Genomic DNA, 19,102 nt, shown 5'->3' on the forward strand with positions numbered 1-19,102 from the left:
TCTGCCTGAAGAATGCGATCGAATGTGGGAGCGGGCTTGCTCGCGAAGGGGCCGGTACCTCCACCCCTGCAATCCTGCCCATCGCCAACCTCCCCCGCCCTTAGGTAGGATGACCTCCTCTATCCCCCGAGGTTTGCGCGTCATGTTCATCGGCGTCCTGCTGGTCATCACCTGGCTGATCCTGTTGCTGCGCTATCCGGCCAAGGCCCTGCCGGTGTCCCTGGCTGCCGCTGTGGGGCTGGGCGTCGTCGCCACCTGGGTGATCTGGATGGATCACCGCGAACTCAAGCAACTGGAGCGCCTTGAACTGCGCATCAGCTACGCCCCGCAGGCCTGCCCCGCCGATCGTCCTCTGCAACTGACCATGAACAACGGCAACGACGTACCGCTGATTGAATTGCGCTGGCGAGTCGCCGCTTATGCCCCGGGCGACACGGTCAACCTGGCCGACAATCAATACACCGCCCCGCGCTACCGTGGCCCCGGCGAATTGCAGGCCGGTGGTAACTGGCAGGACTGTTTGCCGCTGCCGCCCCTGCGCCCCGGCTATCGCCCGGAAACCCTGGAGTTTCGGGCCGAGCGTTTGCAAGGCAGTTTCTCAGACTGAGCCCCCCACTGATTGCACAAGGAATGCGCCATGCCCGTTGCATTGATTACCGGATGTTCCAGCGGCATCGGCCGCGCCCTCGCCGATGCGTTCAAGGCGGCGGGGTATACCGTCTGGGCCAGCGCCCGCAAGGCTGAAGACGTGGCCGTACTGGACGCGGACGGCTTCACCGCGGTGCAACTGGACGTCAACGACGGCCGGGCTCTCGAGCAGTTGAGCGAGCGGATCAACCAGCAACATGGCGGCCTCGATGTGCTGATCAACAACGCCGGCTACGGCGCCATGGGGCCGTTGCTCGATGGCGGCGTGCAGGCGATGCAGCGCCAGTTCGAAACCAATGTCTTTTCCATCGTCGGCGTGACCCGTGCCCTGTTCCCGGTGTTGCGTCGGGCCAAAGGGATCGTGGTGAACATCGGTAGCGTGTCCGGGGTGCTGGTCACGCCGTTTGCCGGTGCCTACTGCGCGTCGAAAGCGGCGGTGCATGCCTTGAGCGATGCCCTGCGCATGGAACTGGCGCCGTTTGGGGTACGGGTCATGGAGGTTCAGCCCGGAGCCATCGCATCGAGTTTCGCCAGGAACGCCGGCCATGAAGCCGAGCAACTGATCAGCGAACAATCACCGTGGTTCCCGCTGCGTGAAGGTATTCGCGCACGGGCCAGGGCGTCCCAGGACAAACCGACACCGGCCAGTGAATTTGCGGCCGGGTTGCTCAAGGCAGTGCAGCAGGACAAGCCGCCGCGATTGGTGCGCCTGGGCAATGGCAGCCGGGCGCTGCCATTGATGGCGGGGTTGTTGCCCAAAGGCTTGCTGGAGTCGGCGTTGATGAAGCGGTTCGGGTTGCGTGGGCAGCTCTGAGACCTGAGTCGACCCCTTCGCGAGCAAGCCCACAATTTGAGATGCGTGCCCCTGTGGGAGCGGGTTTGCTCGCGAAGACGTCAGAACAAACACTGCAAATTCAAGGTATGACTGGCATGACCGACTACACCGAATACTTCGACGAAGTGATCCAGGCCCATGTCCTGATCGAAAAATGGCTGGCCGAGGAGCAGGACGCGTCGGCACTGGAACGACTGCTCAGTCGCTTTTCCCCACAGTTCTCTATGGTTTCGCCCTTGGGTCGAGCCCTGGATTTCGCCGCGCTCAATGAATTGTTCATGCTCGCGGGCGGCAAGAAACTCGGCTTTCGCATCGCGCTCAGCGAGCTGAGCGGCCTGGCACTGCACGACCGCGGCGCCACCGTCAGCTACCGCGAACAACAGACCGACGCCACCGGCCTGCACTCCGATCGCCGCTCGACCGTGGTGTTCGAGAAGATCAAGGGCAAAATCGTCTGGCGCCACCTGCAGGAAACTTTCTGCCAAGGTTGACCCAACTGCTTTTGTGGCGAGGGAGCTTGCTCCCGCTCGGCGGCGAAGCCGTCGTAAACCATGATGCGCGGTGTACCAGGTCAACGCCCGTCGCGAATATCGGGGCTGCTGCGCAGCCCAACGGGAGCAAGCTCCCTCGCCACGGGGTCATCAACCGGCCGCTGGGTTGACCACCACCGTGCAGGTAATCCCCGCCGCCAACAGCACCCCCTCCGGCACTTCATCGATGTGAATGCGCACCGGCACCCGCTGGGCCAGGCGCACCCAGTTGAAGGTGGGGTTCACATCGGCGATCAGCTCGCGGCTTTCCGGGTTGTCACGGTCGTAGATCCCTCGCGAAATACTCTCCACATGCCCCTTGAGCACTTCGCCGCTCATCAGCTGCATATCGGCTTTATCACCGACCCGCACGTGGGGCAGCTTGGTTTCCTCGAAGAAGCCGTAGACCCAGAACGAGTTCATGTCGACCACGGCCATTTTCGCTTCGCCGATGCGCGCATAGTCGCCGCGGTGCACGTTGAGGTTGGTCACGTAGCCGTCCACCGCCGCCCGCACTTCGGTGCGCTTGAGGTTCAGCTCCGCCGCTTCCAGTTGCGCCTGGGCCTGTTGATAGTCCGCCAGGGCCGAGTCGGCGATGTTGCTGGCGTCGTCGCGGTTTTCCTTGGAGATCACCAGGTTGTCCAGGTCGGCGCGGCGGTGGGCGTTGACCTTGCGCATTTCCCAGGTGGCCTTGCGTGACGCCACCATCGACTGTGCCTGCTTGACCGCCAGGCGGTAGTGCTCCGGGTCGATCTGCATCAGCAGGTCGCCCTTCTTCACCAACTGGTTGTCGCGCACTGGCACGTTCACCACTTCGCCGGTGACGTCGGCGGCCACGTTGATGATGTCGGCGCGCACCCGGCCATCGCGGGTCCAGGGGGTTTCCATGTAGTGCACCCACAGGGTCCGGCCGATCCATATCGCAAGGGCCAGCACCAACAGGGTCGCGAGCAGGCTGAAGAGCTTTTTCATCAAGGCGTTCTCAGTGATAGAGCGTCAGCGACATGGCGCCGAACAGACAGGTAAACAGACTCAGGCGCAGCAGCGCCGGGTGCCAGAAGAAGCGGTACAGGTCGAACCCGGCCAGGAACCGGTCCAGCGCCCAGGCCAGGGCCGCGGCAATCAGGAACATCAGGGTCATGGTCGGCATGTACACGCCGTGGAAGGCGATTTCACGGGGCATGTTCAAGTCCTTGGGGGTTGACGCTCGCGTAGGCGGCCAGGGGTGATTGCGGGTCCAGCAGCGAGGTGCGGATGAAGTGCAGGTAGCTTTTCACGCGGCGCAGGGCCGAGGTGTCGAAGTGCGGGGCGAAGGGCTCGTCGGTGGCCTGCACGCGGCTGAGTGCATGGTCGACGGCGACCAGTGCGCGTTGCAGATTACTCTGGCCCGGTTGCAGGAACAGCCGCACCAGCGCCCGGCCCATCACGCGGATCGACTGGCGCCACGGCTGGGATTCGGCATACGCCGGGTGCACCGGCAGCACCGCCTGTTCCTTGCGCAACTCGATGATCGCGTGCCCGACCTCCAGTACCACGAACATCCAGCGCAGCAGGTCGCGCTGCACTGTCGGCTGCCCGGCCGCGAAGCCATAGGCCTGATGCACCAGGTCGCGGGTGCGGCTTTCGAAACTCGACGCCAGGCCCTTGAGCTTGCCGCTGATGGCGTAGACCACTTGGCCGCGCAAGTCCTGCTCCAGCCGGCGCCACAACCAGCGGCTGTTGGGCGGCAGAATGATCGCCCCCGCCGCCGCGCACACCAGCATGCCCAGGACCATGGCGATGTAGTCGTTGATGAAGGTGTAAGGGTTGTAGACCGTGAGGTTGTCCGGCACCGAACCGATACTGAAGAAGATCAACAGGCCCACCCCGACCCCGACGTACTGCGGCCGCGACGCGAGGAACGCGCCGAGCACGAAGACCGGCGCGAGCATCACGCACAGCAAGGGGAAACCGTCGATCCACGGGAAGATGAAAAACATCTCGACGAAGCCGATCAGCGCGCCGATGAAGGTGCCGCAGGCCATCTGGAACGCCATGCGCTTGGGGTTGGGCGTGGCGGCGGACAGGCCCACGGTGGCGGCGGCGATCAGGGTCATGGTCGCCCCGCTCGGCCACGCCGTGGCCACCCAGTAACTGCCGAGCACCAGCAGAATGAACGAGGCGCGAATCCCCGACGCGGCGGCCGCCAGCCAATTGGTTTGCGGGGTATAGGGCTCGTCCCAGCGTTCGCGTTCATGGCTGTGATCGGCCAGGGAGGCGTGGGTCTGTGCATAACTGTGCAGGTCATCGACGAAGCGATAGAGCAGTTCGTAGGCGGTGTGAAAATCCAGCAACTCGGCGTCGCTCGGGTGGCTCGCCTGGAACGTCGCCCGCAGGCTGCGCACCCGCGTCGGCAGGCCCTCCTTGTAAGCCGTCAGCACTGCGACCAGGCGCGCTGCATCGGCGCTGGTCAGGGCGCGCCCGCTGAAGCCGTCGAGCACTTCGGCCAGGTCCTGCAGGCCCGGTTTGATCGCCGCCAGGGCGGCATCGCTGCAATTGACGCGCAGGCGCTCGAGCAACTGATGCAGGGCGTTGAAACGGGTGGTGATGCCCATGAACTCGCTGTTCAGGCGACTGAGGCGACCGTTGCGCCGGCGCATGTGCGGGTCTTCGAACACCGTGACGCTGCGCAGCCCCTCCAGGCCCACCGCTTCGGCGATGAACCGCACGTTGCTGGCTTCGAAAGCCTCCTGTTTGCTGCGCCCGCGCAAGCCATCGGTGACGAACTGGGCGAACACGCCGAAGCGCTGGTACAAGGCGTTGCGCATGGCGGCGCTGGCCGATTGCGGCAGGATCGCTGCGCTGACCAGGGTCGAGCAGAGGATGCCCAGGGAGATTTCCAGCACCCGCCAGACCGCCATCATGAAGGCGCCCTCGGGATGCGCCAGCGCCGGCAGGCCGACCATGGCTGCGGTGTAGCCGGCCAGCACGAAACCGTAGGCGCGGAAGTTGCGGCTGCGGGTCGCCCCGGCGGTGCAGACCCCGACCCAGATCGCCAGCGCACCGAGGAACAGTTCGGTGTTCTGCGCAAACAGGGCAATCAACACCACCATCACCGTCGACCCGGCCAGGGTGCCGAGGAAGCGATAGAAACTTTTGGCGAACACGTGTCCGCTCTGCGGCTGCATGACGATGAACACGGTGATCATCGCCGTGCGCGGCTGCGGCAATTCCAGGCGCATGGCCAGCCACAGCGTCAGGAACGCTGCAATCAGTACCTTGAAGATATAGACCCAGGTCACGCCGTCACTGCGTGCCCAGTCGAAGAACCCCCGACGCCATTCCAGGGAGTACAGCCAGCGCAAGGCGATCATGGGAGCCTGCTCATTTGAGGAAAGTCCGAATATGTGGCGAGCGAGCTTGCTCGCGCTGGGCTGCGAAGCGGCCCCAAGCATCTGGCGGATAATGCAAATCTTCTGAGTGCTGCGCACTCAAGCGGGAGCAAGCTCCCTCGCCACGAAGACGGCTTGACCTGGCACGCCTTCATTACCGCAACAGCACCGGGGTTTTCGGGGCGGCGGTCTGGCTGTCTGTCGGCACATCATTCCCCGCGCCCAAACCACCACCCAGCGCCGTCACCAATTCGGCATGGGCACTCAGCCGCGCCGCCTGCACCTGCTGCTGCACCTGCTGCTGCTTGAACAGCAAGGTCTGGGCATTGAGCACATTGAGGTAGTCGGTCAGCCCACGCTGATAAGCGATCATCGCGATGTCGTAAGTCTTCTGCGCCGTGGCCACCGATTCGGCGGCGAAGGCTTGCTGCTTGTCCATGGACTCGCGGCGGATCAACTGGTCGGAGATGTTCTTCAGCGCATTGACCAGGGTCTGGTTGTACTTGGCCACCGCCAGGTCATAGCCGGCCGAGGCCTCGCCCAATTCGGAACGCAGGCGCCCGCCATCGAAGATCGGCAGGGAAATCGCCGGGCCGACGCTGTAGTTGAGTTTCTTGCCGGTCAAAAACTCCAGCGCCCCACCACCGGTGGCGATGAAGCCCAGGCTGCCGACCAGATCGACGTTGGGGTAGAAACCGGCGTGGGCCACATCGATGCCCCGAGCCTGCGCCGCCACCTGCCAGCGACTGGCGACCACGTCCGGACGCTGACCGAGCAATTGCGCCGGCAACGACGACGGCAATTTCAGCGCCGCGCCCAGCGACAGGGTCGGCCGTTGCAGTTGCGCGCCCTCCCCCGGGCCCTTGCCGGCCAGCGCCGCCAGTTGATTGCGGCTCAGGGCGATTTCTTCGTCCAGTGCGTCGATCTGCCGATGGGTTTCCGGCAGCGGCGTCTGGGCCTGGCTGACTTCAAAATGGGTGCCGATGCCGCCGTTCAGGCGTTTCTGCGCCAGGTCGAGGATCTGCTCTTGCTGCTTGAGCGTCGCCTCGACGATGTCCCGCTGGGCGTATTGCAGCGAGAGCTCGATGTAGACACGCACGACGTTATTCTGCAATTCGAGCTGGGCCTGGCGCGCCTCGGCCACTGTCATGTGGGCGATGTCCACGGCGCGCTCGCTGTTGTTGCTTTCACGGCCCCACAGGTCGAGGGCGTAGCTGAAGCCCAGCGCGGCGTTGTTGTCCCAGGTGGTGGTGTTGGCCAGGTCACCGGGACCATAGAACTGATCGGTGGCCCAGTTATGGCGCTTGAGGCTGGACTCGCCATTGATCTGCAGCGATTCGGCCGCTTCGGCGACGCCGGCCATGGCCTTGGCCTGACGCACCCGCGCCGCGGCCATGGCCAGGCTCGGGCTGCCTTGCACGGCCAGATCGATCCAGCGGTTCAGTTGCGGGTCGCCATAGGACTGCCACCATTGCGCGGTGGGCCAGTGCGCATCCTGAGCGGCGCTGCGGATGGCTTCGTCGGTGGCCAGTGCATTGGCCTCCAGCGCCTCGCCCTGCGGGGCTATACCTCCGGTTCCGATGCAGCCGCTGATTGCCAGGGTTAAAGCCAAAAGACCGATGATGCGACGCGGCACTGCTGCAAATTCCTGAGGAAGGGGGGGATCGGTGCAATTCTATGGGGGGCCTTTGTGGGCGATAAGCTGGGATTCCTGTGAATCTTTGTTACCGTTAACGAGATAATCCCTTGGTCGGGGTCTCAGACCCTGAAACTTCGTGTCACAATTTGCCATCGCACCCGAGAGCACCCCATGGACACATTGCAAAACATGCGCGCCTTCAGTTACGTGGCCGAGGCCGGCAGCTTCACCGCCGCCGCCGTGCAACTGGACACCACCACGGCCAACGTTTCGCGCGCGGTTTCCAACCTGGAAGCCCACCTGCAAACCCGTCTGCTCAACCGAACGACCCGACGCATCGCCCTGACCGAAGCCGGCAAGCGCTACCTGCTGCGCTGCGAGCAGATCCTGGCCTACGTCGAAGAAGCCGAAGCGGAAGCCAGCGACGCCCATGCACGCCCGGCCGGGCAGTTGAAAGTGCACACCATGACCGGTATCGGCCAGCACTTCGTCATCGACGCCATCGCCCGCTACCGCAAGACCCACCCGGACGTGACCTTCGACCTGACCATGGCCAACCGCGTCCCGGACCTGCTGGACGAGGGCTACGACGTGTCCATCGTGCTGGCCAGCGAACTGCCCGACTCCGGGTTCGTGTCCCAGCGGCTGGGCATCACCTACAGCATCGTTTGCGCCTCGCCGGCCTACGTCAAAGCCAACGGCTGCGCGCAAAAGCCCAGCGACCTGCTCAACCACGCCTGCCTGCGCCTGGTCAGCCCGGTCATCCCCCTGGAAAAATGGGCCTTCGACGGTCCCGATGGCCAGGAAATGGTCACCATCAACAGCTCACCCTTCCTGGTGAACTCTGCCGACGCCATGAAATCGGCGATCATCAGTGGCATGGGCGTGGGCGTCCTGCCGCTGTATGCCGCCATCGAAGGCCTGCGCAATGGCTCGCTGGTGCGGGTGATGCCCAAGTACCGCTCCCAGGAGCTCAACCTGTACGCGATCTATCCGTCGCGGCAATACCTGGATGCGAAGATCAAGACCTGGGTGGAATACCTGCGCGGATCGCTGCCAGAGTTGCTGGCGGCGCATCAGGCGGAACTGGCCGCCTACGAACTGAGCGGCAGCCTGGCCGGGGCGCGGATGGCGAACTGACCTCTTCCCCTGTGGGAGCGGGCTTGCTCGCGAAAGGGCTGGTACATGCCGCATCAATGGCGACTGATACGGCGCTTTCGCGAGCAAGCCCGCTCCCACCTGTTGAGTCGGATCGCCGCCTGCTCGCTCCTGCAAAAGCAATCAGCTGCCCCAAACTGACAGCGCCGTCAGTTGGCAGTCACCTTCCTGACCGTCAAAGAGGTTTATAAAGGAAGCTACCCACCGACCCGATCACCCAGCCCTGGCGCCTCACTCGCATGCGAATCCAGCAAAAACCCGTCCTGCTCGTCGCCCTTCTGATTGTCCTGGCAGCGCTGGGCCTGTGGTACGTCACCAAGCCCGCCAAGGCCAAGCTGGCGGCGCCCAATGCCATTCCGGTGCGGGTGGTCAATGTTGTCGAAAAGGACGTCCCTCGTTATGTCAGCGGCATCGGCTCGGTGCTGTCGCTGCACAGCGTGGTGGTGCGTCCGCAAATCGACGGCATCCTGACCAGGATCATGGTCAAGGAAGGCCAACTGGTAAACAAAGGCGACCTGCTGGCCACCATCGACGACCGCTCGATCCGCGCCAGCCTGGACCAGGCCCGGGCACAGTTGGGTGAGAGCCAGGCGCAACTGCAGGTGGCCCAGGTCAACCTCAAGCGTTACAAATTGCTGAGCGTTGACGATGGCGTCTCGAAACAGACCTACGACCAGCAACAAGCACTGGTCAACCAACTCAAGGCCACCGCTCAGGGCAACCAGGCCTCGATCGACGCGGCCCAGGTGCAACTGTCCTACACCCAGATTCGCTCCCCGGTGACCGGCCGTGTCGGGATTCGCACCGTGGACGAAGGCAACTTCCTGCGCATGACCGACGCCCAGGGCCTGTTCACCGTGACCCAGATCGACCCGATCGCCGTGGAGTTTTCCCTGCCGCAGCAGATGCTGCCGACCCTGCAGGGCCTGATCAACGATCCGCAACATGCCCAGGTCAAGGCCTACATCGGCGCCGACACCGACGGCGAAACCGGCAACCTGCTCGGTGAAGGCCACCTGACCCTGATCGACAACCAGATCAACGCCAACACCGGGACCATCCGCGCCAAGGCCGAATTCAGCAACGCCGCGCAGAAACTCTGGCCGGGCCTGTTGGTGACGGTAAAAATTCAGACAGCACTGGACAAAGATGCCCTGGTGGTACCGCCCACCGTCGTACAGCGTGGCCTGGACCAGCCGTTCGTTTACCGGATCAAGGGTGACAAGGTTGAAACCGTGCCGGTGCAGATGGTCTACCAGGGCAGCGGGCAGAACATCATCACCGGCGTCGCGCCGGGTGACGTACTGGTCAGCGACGGCCAGTCGCGGCTCAAGCCCGGTTCCACCGTGCAGGTACTGACCGACCCGCCGCAAGTGGTGCAATCGGAGACCGAGCAATGAAGGGCCAGGGTTCGGTATCCGCCTGGTGCATCGACCACCCGGTAGCGACAGTGCTGCTGACCTGCGCGCTGGTGCTGCTGGGTTGCATTGCCTTTCCACGCTTGCCGGTGGCACCGTTGCCCGAGGCGGAATTCCCGACCATTCAGGTGGCGGCGCAACTGCCCGGCGCCAGCCCCGAGACCATGGCGTCTTCGGTGGCCACGCCCCTTGAAGTGCAATTCAGCGCCATCCCCGGCGTGACCCAGATGACCTCGAGCAGCGCCCTGGGCTCGACCAACCTGACCCTGCAATTCACCCTCGACAAGAGCATCGACACGCCGCCCAGGAAGTGCAGGCGGCGATCAACACCGCCGCTGGCAAGTTGCCCAAGGACATGCCGAACCTGCCGACCTGGCGCAAGGTCAACCCGGCGGACAGCCCGGTGTTGATCCTCAGCGTCAACTCCGCACTGATGCCCGGCCCGGAACTCAGTGACCTGACCGAAACCCTGCTGTCGCGTCAGATCAGTCAGATCGACGGTGTAGGCCAGGTCGCCATCACCGGTCAGCAACGTCCGGCGATTCGCGTCCAGGTCTCGGCAGACAAACTGGCGGCCATCGGCCTGACCCTGGCGGACATCCGCCTGGCGATCCAGCAAACCAGCCTCAACCTGGCCAAGGGTGCGCTGTACGGTGAATCCAGCATTTCGACACTGTCGACCAACGACCAGTTGTTCCATCCCGAGGACTACAGCCAGCTGATCGTTTCCTACAAGGACGGTGCACCGGTGCACCTCAGGGACGTGGCCAAAGTGGTCAACGGTTCGGAAGATGCCTACGTCCAGGCCTGGGCGGGCACATTGCCCGGGGTCAACCTGGTGATCTTCCGCCAGCCCGGCGCCAACATCGTCGAGACCGTCGACCGCATCCAGGCCGCGCTGCCGGGCCTGGAAGCCATGCTGCCGGCCTCGGTGCAAGTCAAGACCCTGATCGACCGTACACAGACCATCCGCGCCTCGCTGCATGAAGTGGAAATCACCCTGCTGATCGCGATCATGCTGGTGGTGGCAGTGATGGCGCTGTTCCTGCGCCAGTTGTCGGCGACCCTGATCGTGTCGGCGGTGCTGGGCGTGTCGCTGGTCGCCAGTTTCGCCCTGATGTACGTGATGGGCTTCAGCCTGAACAACCTGACCCTGGTGGCGATCGTGGTGGCCGTGGGCTTTGTGGTCGACGATGCGATCGTGGTGGTGGAAAACATTCACCGTCACCTGGAGGCCGGCGACGGTATGCGCGAGTCGGCGATCAAGGGCGCCGGGGAAATCGGTTTTACCGTGGTGTCGATCAGCTTCTCGCTGGTGGCGGCGTTCATTCCACTGCTGTTCATGGGCGGCGTGGTCGGGCGGCTGTTCAAGGAGTTCGCCCTGACGGCCACCTCGACCATCCTGATTTCGGTGGTGGTGTCCCTGACCCTGGCACCGACCCTGGCCGCACTGTTCATGCGCGCGCCGGTGCACGATCCCCACGCCAAGAAAGGATTCGGCGAACGCCTGCTGGCCCTCTACGAGAAAGGCCTGCGCCGCGCCCTCGCCCACCAGAAGCTGATGATCGGCATCTTCGGCCTCTCGGTGGCGTTGGCCGTGGGCGGATACGTGTTCATTCCCAAAGGCTTCTTCCCGGTGCAGGACACCGGTTTTGTGCTGGGCACCACTGAAGCGGCCGCGGACATTTCCTACGGCGACATGGTGAAAAAACACCTGGCCATGGCCGAAATCGTCGCTGCCGACCCCGCCGTCGAGACCTTCTCCCACTCGGTCGGCGTCTCAGGCAGCAACCAGACCATCGCCAACGGCCGTTTCTGGATCGCCCTGAAAAAACGCGGTGACCGCGACGTGTCCGCCAGTGAGTTCATCGACCGGATTCGCCCCAAACTGATGAAAGTGCCGGGCATCGTCCTGTACCTGCGCGCCGGCCAGGACATCAACCTCAGCTCCGGCCCGAGCCGTGCCCAGTACCAGTACGTGCTCAAGAGCAACGATGGCGCGGTGCTCAGCACCTGGACCCAGCGCCTGACGGAAAAACTGCGGGGCAACCCGGCATTTCGCGATGTGTCCAACGACCTGCAACTGGGCGGCAGCATCACCCACATCAGCATCGACCGCAGCGCGGCGGCGCGCTTCGGCCTGACCGCCAGCGATGTCGACGAAGCGCTGTACGACGCTTTCGGTCAACGTCAGATCAATGAGTTCCAGACCCAGATCAACCAGTACAACGTGATCCTGGAACTCGACACCCAACAACGCGGCAAAGCCGAAAGCCTCAACTACTTCTATCTGCGCTCGCCCCTGAGCGGGGAAATGGTGCCGCTGTCGGCACTGGCGCGATTCGATGCGCCCACCGTCGGCCCGCTGTCCATCGCCCATGACGGCATGTTCCCGGCTGCCAACCTGTCGTTCAACCTGGCGCCGGGCGTGGCCCTGGGCGATGCGGTGATCATGCTCAACCAGGCCAAGGCCGAGATCGGCATGCCGGTGGCGATCAGCGGCAACTTCCAGGGCGCGGCCCAGGCGTTCCAGAGCTCCCTGGCCAGCCAGCCCTGGCTGATCCTCGCGGCGCTGGTGGCGGTGTACATCATTCTCGGGGTGCTCTATGAGAGTTTCGTGCACCCGCTGACCATCATCTCGACCCTGCCGGCGGCAGGGCTCGGTGCGGTGATCATGCTGTGGATCTGCGGCCAGGACTTTTCAATCATGGCGCTGATCGGCCTGGTGCTGTTGATTGGCATCGTCAAGAAAAACGGCATCCTGATGATCGACTTCGCCCTCGAGGCGCAACGCCATGGCGGCCTGTCACCGCAGGAGGCGATCTTCCAGGCCTGCATCACGCGGTTCCGGCCGATCATCATGACCACCCTCGCCGCCCTGCTTGGCGCCCTGCCGCTGATGCTCGGCTACGGCACCGGCGCCGAACTGCGCCAGCCCCTGGGGATCGCGGTGGTCGGCGGCCTGCTGGTCAGCCAGGCGCTGACCCTGTTCACCACGCCGGTCATATACTTGTGGCTGGAGCGACTGTTTCATCGGCCAAAACCTACGCCCGTGCCGGCGCTGGCAACCACAGACTGAGGCAGGGTCATGCGCGTTCTGATTATCGAAGACGAGGAAAAAACCGCGGACTATCTGCACCGCGGCCTGACGGAACAGGGTTACACCGTGGACCTGGCTCGCGATGGCGTGGAAGGCCTGCACATGGCACTGGAAAGCGACTATGCGGTGATTGTCCTCGATGTGATGCTGCCGGGCCTGGATGGCTTCGGTGTGCTGCGTGCCCTGCGTGCCCGCAAGCAAACGCCTGTGATCATGCTCACCGCCCGCGAGCGTGTGGAAGACCGGATCAAAGGCCTGCGCGACGGTGCCGACGATTACCTGGGCAAGCCCTTTTCCTTCCTTGAACTGGTGGCACGCCTGCAGGCGCTCACCCGACGCAGCGGTGGCCACGAACCGGTGCAGGTGAGCATCGCCGACCTGTGGATAGATTTGATCAGTCGCAAGGCCACCCGCGCCGGCACGCGCCTGGACCTGACCGCCAAGGAGTTTTCGCTGCTCAGTGTCCTGGCCCGGCGCCAGGGTGAGATCCTGTCGAAAACGGCGATTGCCGAGATGGTCTGGGACATCAATTTCGACAGCGACGCCAACGTCGTCGAAGTGGCGATCAAGCGTCTGCGGGCCAAGCTCGACGGGCCGTTCGATGAAAAACTGCTGCACACGATCCGCGGCATGGGTTATGTGCTGGAGAGCCGTGGTGTCCAGTAACAGCATTGCCCTGCGCCTGAGTGGCATGTTCACCCTGGTGGCGCTGCTGGTGTTTCTGTTGATCGGCTGGGCTTTGTACCAGCAAGTGGACAAAGGCCTGGGCCTGTTGCCCGAAGCCGAGCTGGACGCGCGCTACAGCGTGCTCGAGTCCACGGTCGGGCGTTACGGCACGCCCGAGCATTGGGTGAAAATCCACAACAAGCTCAAGCTGCTCGGTGAAGAGGACAAGCGCATCAGCTTCTGGATCATCAGCGGCGATCCGCACTACGAATACGGCAACCTGACCCCGCAGATCCGTGAGTTTGCCCAGGGGCCGCTGGGGATGCGCGACATGACCCTGCCCGATCAGCCGTATCCGCTCAAGGTACTGGTCAGCCAGTTCCCGGCCAAGGATCAGCGCCCGCCGTTGCGTTTCATGATCGGCATCGACACCGAGACGTTTTTCCAGACTCAGCACCAGTTGCTGATCGCCCTGATCAGCCTGGCGATTGTCGGCGTGCTGCTGGCTTCGGCACTGGGTTACTGGGTGGCGCGCATTGGCCTCAAACCGCTGATCAAGCTGTCCCAGGAGGCCCAGCGTCTGGCCCCGCCGTTGCGTTCCGGGCGCTTGCGGCTGTCGCCGTTGCCGCCGGAGTTGAACCAGTTCGTCAATTCGTTCAACTCGACGCTGGAGCGGGTCGAACAGGCCTACTCGCGGCTGGAATCGTTCAACGCCGACGTCGCCCATGAACTGCGCTCCCCCCTGACCAACCTGATCGGCCAGACCCAGGTGGCGCTGACCCGTGGACGCTCGGCGGAGCATTACTTTGAAGTGCTGCAATCGAACCTCGAAGAACTCGAGCGATTGCGTTCGATCATCAACGACATGCTGTTCCTGGCCAGCGCCGACCAGGGCAGCAAGGCCACCAAACTCACCGCCACGTCCCTGGCCGATGAAGTGGCAACCACCCTGGAGTACCTGGATTTCATCCTTGAGGACGCCCAGGTTCAGGTGCAGGTCAGTGGCGACGCTCTGGTGCGGATCGAGATTGCGCACCTGCGTCGGGCGTTGATCAACCTGCTGAACAACGCAGTGCAGCACACCGAGCCCGGGCAAGTGATTCAGGTGCGGATCGTGGCTGAGGAGCATCAGGTCAGCATCGGCGTCGCCAACCCTGGCTCGCCGATTGCCAACGAACATCTGCCACGGCTGTTCGAACGCTTCTACCGGGTCGATGCTTCGCGCAGCAACAGTGGCCACAACCATGGCCTGGGGTTGGCGATCGTCAAGGCGATTGCGCTGATGCATGGCGGGGATGTGTTTGTGCGCAGTGATCATGGGATGAACACGTTCGGCATCCATCTTCCTGTCTGATCCTGCGGTGATCATTGAATTTTTGCTTTTTGCGTAACAGTCCTTTCATGAATCCGCTCTTTTTCCCATCCCGCGACAGCCTTATCTTTGCCCGCACCAAACAGCACTTGCCAAGCAAGAAGGTTTTAAAGATGTCCAACAGTATGGGTATTGCCAGCGCTTTCGTTCTGTCCGCCTTGTTCGTGTCTCCGTTCGCCATGGCTGAAGAGTCGCACGCGTTTGTTGCACAAAACGCGAGCCGCGCCGCCGCTTACGAAGAGCACCAGACCGAAATGACGGCCAAGGCTCAGCCTGCCGCTCAAGAACAGAAAGACAGCTGACGTACGCGCATCGCTCCTGTTTCCCCGACACTTTTCATCGGCTCTTCCCCTTGAAAAGTTGTCTTCCAAAGCCGCTGCCTCAGCGGCTTTTTTTTCGTCATTAATTACAGTCTCAGTAACGATGCCTCCCCCTGTAGGAGCGAGCATGCTCGCGAAGAAACCAGGGAGACCTCATTCTTTCAGGATTCACGCGTTATCGTTGACGTCCATCGCGAGCATGCTCGCTCCTACAGTAGGGACTACGCTTACTCAGTCATCCAAGCAGACGTCAGCCCATGACCGTACGCCGTACCCCCAAACGTTCAGGCAGCGCCGCACGGCCCGAAATCCTGGTGATCCTCGGCAGCAGCCTGACGGTCATCGCGATTATTTGCATCGTCACTTTCCTGCTGATTCGAGAACACGCCAACGCCCAGCAGGCGGCCACACGCAGCGCAACGACCATCGCGCAACTGATCGATGCCGATGTGCTGCGCACGGTGGAGCTCTACGACATGACACTGCAAGGCCTGATTGCCGCCGCGCAGCGCGACGACCTCAAGCAGGTGTCGGCGCAGATCCGTCATCTGGTGCTGTTCGACCGTTCGACCACGGCACGCTACAAGAGCGACGTCCTGTTGCTCGACAAACAGGGCGATGTGCTCGCCGACTCCTCGCTGATCGACCCCAAACCGGGCAACTTCGCCGATCGGGAATACTTTCTGGCCCATGCCTTCAACCGTGACATGGGGATGTTCATCAGCCGCCCGTTCAAGGCGCGCTGCGATTGTGATGACAGCAACGAATGGCAAATCAGCTTCAGCCGACGGGTTTCCTCGGCCAGCGGCGAGTTTCTGGGGGTGGCAGTGGCGTCGATGCGTCTGGCGTATTTCGACCAGTTGTTCAACAGCCTGGACATCGGCACCGACAGCACCCTGGCAATCATCAACGATGACGGTGTTCTGTTGGCGCAGAAGCCGTTTCTGGAGGGCAACTCGATCGGCAAGAGCTTCGCTGGCCGGCCCAACGTCGTACGCATGTTGCGCGAAGGCAGCGGCAGTTTCGACAGCGTGTCGAGCGTTGACCGCCAGCAACGCCTGTACACCTTCAGCCGGGTGGGCAACTTGCCGCTGACGGTGGTCGTCGCCCTCTCAAGCGACGAGGTGTTCGCCGCCTGGAGGCGCACAGCCCTGGTCATCAGCGGCGCGACCGGTGTGCTGTGCCTGGCCTTGCTATGGCTGACCTGGTTGCTTTGCCGTGAACTGCGCCTGCGCAACAGCGCCGAAAAAGAACTGGAGCAACTGGCCGCCACCGACGCCCTGACTGGCGTTGCCAATCGTCGGACGCTTGACCAGACCCTGCGCCACGAGTGGTTCCGCGCACAGCGCTCCGGTCAGCCCCTGTCGGTGCTGATGATCGACGCCGATCACTTCAAGGCGTTCAACGATCGTCACGGCCACCCGGCCGGCGACGAAGCGCTACGTGCCCTGGCTGAGGTGATTGGCACCAACGTCCATCGCCCGACGGACCTGGTGGCCCGCTACGGCGGTGAAGAGTTTTCGGTGATCCTGGCCGAAACCGACAACGACGGCGCCCGGCAGATCGCCGAACGCATTCGTGAACAGGTGGAACAGTTGCCGCTGGAGGCAGGTGGGGAGCAGCCGATGACGGTCAGCATCGGCATCAGCACCTGGACCACCGCCACGGACATCAGCCTGGAGCAGTTGCTGTTTGCGGCGGACAAGGCGCTGTATCAGGCCAAGGAAGGGGGGCGCAATCGGGTGGTCAGCGCATAAAAAAAGGCCACCCGAAGGCAGCCTTTAAAAAACTAGAGAGGTTTTTTGCTTACACGGCCGCGACAGGGCGCATGTAAGAGATTGGTGCGGTGCTGGCGTCTTCGAACGTCACGACTTCCCAGGCATCTGTCTGCTCAATCAACTTGCGCAGCAGCTGGTTGTTCAGTGCGTGGCCGGACTTGAAGCCCTTGAACTCACCAATCAGGCTATTGCCCAGCAGGTAGAGGTCACCAATTGCATCGAGGATCTTGTGCTTCACGAATTCGTCTTCGTAGCGAAGGCCGTCTTCGTTCAGTACACCATCGGCGTCGACCACGATCGCGTTTTCAACACTGCCGCCGAGTGCGAGGTTGTGCTTGCGCAGGTACTCGATGTCACTCATGAAACCAAAGGTACGGGCGCGGCTGACTTCTTTTACGAACGAAGTGCTGGAAAAATCCACGCTTGCACTTTGGGTGCGGTCACGGAAAACCGGGTGATCGAAATCGATCTCGAAGCTCACCTTGAAACCTTCGAAAGGGACGAAAGTGGCGCGCTTGTCGCCGTCTTCCACTGTCACTTCCCGCAGGATACGGATGAACTTCTTGGCGGCGTCCTGTTCTTCCAGGCCAGCCGACTGAATCAGAAATACGAAGGGTCCAGCGCTGCCATCCATGATCGGTACTTCGGACGCGGAGAGCTCGACGTAGGCGTTATCGATGCCCAGGCCAGCCATGGCCGAGAGCAAGTGCTCCACCGTATCCACTTTGGTGTCACCGTTGACCAACGTGGTCGACATCGTGGTTTCACCAACGTTTTCCGCGCGAGCAGGAATCTGCACCACAGGGTCCAGATCGGCACGAACAAACACGATGCCGGTGTCGACAGGTGCAGGCTTGAGGGTCAGGTAAACCTTCTCCCCGGAGTGCAGGCCAACACCTGTGGCACGGATAATATTTTTCAGTGTGCGTTGTTTAATCATGGCTTGGGCCGCTTCAGCGCAAATTGCGAACTGGTATCAACAAAGGCTGGCGATGATAGCAGACCACGCCTTTGCTGAACACCAATCACCTTCATAGCCCTGATACATTTCATCAATCGGCCTGACGACGCAGGAAAGCCGGGATGTCCAGGTAGTCCAGGTCATCTTGCGGATTCATCTTCGCGGCAGCCGCAGCACCGGCCTGAGCCTGGTTGCGCATGACGGTCGGACGGTCCAGATCACGGTAGTTCACTGCCGGGGCTTCCTGACGAACAGGGGCCTGTTGTTGTGGCTGCGAAGCCATCGAGGTGTGAACGGTGTTGTCGATGACCTTCACAGGCTTCTCGATTTTAGCGCCCAGACCGGTAGCCACGACGGTCACGTGCAGCTCGTCGCGCATGTCCGGATCGATAACGGTACCGACCTTGACCATGGCGTGCTCGGAAGCGAAGGCTTCGATGATGCTACCCACGTCGGAGTACTCACCCAGGGACAGGTCAGGACCGGCGGTGATGTTCACCAGAATGCCGCGTGCGCCTTGCAGGTTCACGTCTTCGAGCAGCGGGTTGCGAATGGCCGCCTCGGTGGCTTCGCGTGCACGGTTCGGACCGCTGGCGCAGCCAGTGCCCATCATCGCCATGCCCATTTCGCTCATCACGGTACGCACGTCGGCAAAGTCGACGTTGATCATGCCCGGACGCTTGATGATGTCGGAGATACCGCGAACGGCACCGGCCAGTACATCGTCAGCCTTGGCGAAAGCCGACAAGAGGCTTGCGTCTTTACCGAGGATGGTCAGCAGCTTCTCGTTGGGGATGGTGATCAACGAGTCGACGCTTTCCGACAGCAGGCGGATGCCTTCGTCGGCCAGCTGCATGCGCTTGCGACCTTCGAACGGGAACGGACGGGTCACCACCGCAACGGTGAGGATCCCCATTTCCTTGGCCACTTCGGCAATGATCGGCGCAGCACCGGTACCGGTACCGCCGCCCATGCCAGTGGTGATGAACACCATGTTGGTGCCCTGCAGGACTTCGGCAATGCGCTCACGGTCTTCGAGAGCGGCCTGACGACCTACTTCAGGGTTGGCGCCGGCGCCCAGACCCTTGGTCACGCCGGTACCCAGTTGCAGGATGGTCCGCGCGCTGATGCTTTTCAGCGCCTGGGCATCAGTGTTGGCGCAGATGAACTCAACGCCTTCAATGTTGCTCTTGACCATGTGATTTACGGCGTTACCGCCGCCACCGCCAACACCGATGACTTTAATGACCGGGCTTGCGGGGATGTTGTCTACGAGTTCGAACATTTTCCCTCTCCTTTACGTTCT

At 62.6% G+C, this 19,102-nt stretch carries 15 protein-coding genes and 1 pseudogene; 10 read left to right on the forward strand and 6 right to left on the reverse strand.

All coding sequences use genetic code 11. From position 1 onward, the window contains the following. Positions 1 to 142: 142 nt before the first annotated feature. From B0W55_RS04925 to B0W55_RS04935, 3 genes are all read left to right on the forward strand, one after another. Complete coding sequence (locus B0W55_RS04925) at positions 143 to 607, forward strand: multidrug transporter (RefSeq protein ID WP_077044906.1); 465 nt, start codon at positions 143 to 145, stop codon at positions 605 to 607. Between the two features lie 30 nt (positions 608 to 637). Then, complete coding sequence (locus tag B0W55_RS04930) at positions 638 to 1,462, forward strand: SDR family oxidoreductase (protein ID WP_077044907.1); 825 nt, start codon at positions 638 to 640, stop codon at positions 1,460 to 1,462. A 116-nt stretch (positions 1,463 to 1,578) separates the two neighbouring features. Next, the gene (locus B0W55_RS04935) at positions 1,579 to 1,974 is read left to right on the forward strand and encodes a DUF4440 domain-containing protein (protein ID WP_077044908.1); all 396 of its coding nucleotides are present in this window, start codon (positions 1,579 to 1,581) and stop codon (positions 1,972 to 1,974) included. A 150-nt stretch (positions 1,975 to 2,124) separates the two neighbouring features. Here B0W55_RS04935 and B0W55_RS04940 read toward each other — a convergent pair whose 3' ends face one another. The 4 genes from B0W55_RS04940 to B0W55_RS04955 all read right to left on the reverse strand — a co-directional run bounded on the left by B0W55_RS04940 (position 2,125) and on the right by B0W55_RS04955 (position 7,020). Continuing rightward, complete coding sequence (locus B0W55_RS04940; protein ID WP_077044909.1) at positions 2,125 to 2,985, reverse strand: HlyD family secretion protein; 861 nt, start codon at positions 2,983 to 2,985, stop codon at positions 2,125 to 2,127. A gap of 10 nt (positions 2,986 to 2,995) precedes the next feature. Next, the gene (locus tag B0W55_RS04945) at positions 2,996 to 3,196 is read right to left on the reverse strand and encodes a DUF1656 domain-containing protein (protein ID WP_077044910.1); all 201 of its coding nucleotides are present in this window, start codon (positions 3,194 to 3,196) and stop codon (positions 2,996 to 2,998) included. Further along, the gene (locus B0W55_RS04950) at positions 3,186 to 5,366 is read right to left on the reverse strand and encodes an FUSC family protein (RefSeq protein ID WP_077044911.1); all 2,181 of its coding nucleotides are present in this window, start codon (positions 5,364 to 5,366) and stop codon (positions 3,186 to 3,188) included. Before B0W55_RS04950 ends, B0W55_RS04945 begins: the two co-directional genes overlap by 11 nt. A 172-nt stretch (positions 5,367 to 5,538) precedes the next feature. Beyond that, on the reverse strand, positions 5,539 to 7,020 hold the full coding sequence (locus B0W55_RS04955) for an efflux transporter outer membrane subunit (RefSeq protein ID WP_077044912.1): 1,482 nt from the start codon (positions 7,018 to 7,020) through the stop codon (positions 5,539 to 5,541). A 174-nt stretch (positions 7,021 to 7,194) separates the two neighbouring features. Between B0W55_RS04955 and B0W55_RS04960 the strand changes: the two genes are divergently transcribed. The 7 genes and pseudogenes from B0W55_RS04960 (at position 7,195) to B0W55_RS04990 (ending at position 16,814) form a co-directional block, all read left to right on the forward strand. Beyond that, on the forward strand, positions 7,195 to 8,163 hold the full coding sequence (locus B0W55_RS04960; protein WP_077044913.1) for a LysR family transcriptional regulator: 969 nt from the start codon (positions 7,195 to 7,197) through the stop codon (positions 8,161 to 8,163). A gap of 257 nt (positions 8,164 to 8,420) precedes the next feature. Next, the gene (locus B0W55_RS04965; RefSeq protein WP_077044914.1) at positions 8,421 to 9,581 is read left to right on the forward strand and encodes an efflux RND transporter periplasmic adaptor subunit; all 1,161 of its coding nucleotides are present in this window, start codon (positions 8,421 to 8,423) and stop codon (positions 9,579 to 9,581) included. Continuing rightward, positions 9,578 to 12,678, forward strand: a pseudogene (locus B0W55_RS04970) (multidrug efflux RND transporter permease subunit). The gene B0W55_RS04965 and the pseudogene B0W55_RS04970 overlap by 4 nt, the downstream one beginning before the upstream one ends. Before the next feature lie 9 nt (positions 12,679 to 12,687). Beyond that, positions 12,688 to 13,365: a heavy metal response regulator transcription factor gene (locus B0W55_RS04975; protein ID WP_077044915.1), complete on the forward strand. Its 678-nt coding sequence runs from the start codon at positions 12,688 to 12,690 to the stop codon at positions 13,363 to 13,365. Beyond that, positions 13,355 to 14,719: a heavy metal sensor histidine kinase gene (locus tag B0W55_RS04980; RefSeq protein WP_077044916.1), complete on the forward strand. Its 1,365-nt coding sequence runs from the start codon at positions 13,355 to 13,357 to the stop codon at positions 14,717 to 14,719. The genes B0W55_RS04975 and B0W55_RS04980 overlap by 11 nt, the downstream gene beginning before the upstream one ends. Positions 14,720 to 14,850: 131 nt before the next feature. Continuing rightward, a complete protein-coding gene (locus B0W55_RS04985; RefSeq protein WP_077045003.1) occupies positions 14,851 to 15,039 on the forward strand; it encodes a hypothetical protein in 189 nt (62 codons plus the stop codon). A 275-nt stretch (positions 15,040 to 15,314) separates the two neighbouring features. Continuing rightward, a complete protein-coding gene (locus tag B0W55_RS04990; RefSeq protein ID WP_077044917.1) occupies positions 15,315 to 16,814 on the forward strand; it encodes a sensor domain-containing diguanylate cyclase in 1,500 nt (499 codons plus the stop codon). 49 nt (positions 16,815 to 16,863) lie between these two features. On the opposite strand, the gene lpxC is transcribed toward B0W55_RS04990, so the two are convergent. After that, positions 16,864 to 17,775: a UDP-3-O-acyl-N-acetylglucosamine deacetylase gene (gene lpxC, locus B0W55_RS04995; RefSeq protein ID WP_075945611.1), complete on the reverse strand. Its 912-nt coding sequence runs from the start codon at positions 17,773 to 17,775 to the stop codon at positions 16,864 to 16,866. Between the two features lie 112 nt (positions 17,776 to 17,887). Continuing rightward, complete coding sequence (gene ftsZ / locus B0W55_RS05000; RefSeq protein WP_053154973.1) at positions 17,888 to 19,081, reverse strand: cell division protein FtsZ; 1,194 nt, start codon at positions 19,079 to 19,081, stop codon at positions 17,888 to 17,890. Positions 19,082 to 19,102 lie beyond the last annotated feature (21 nt).

Source organism: Pseudomonas sp. KK4 (assembly GCF_001984065.1).
GTDB lineage: Bacteria > Pseudomonadota > Gammaproteobacteria > Pseudomonadales > Pseudomonadaceae > Aquipseudomonas.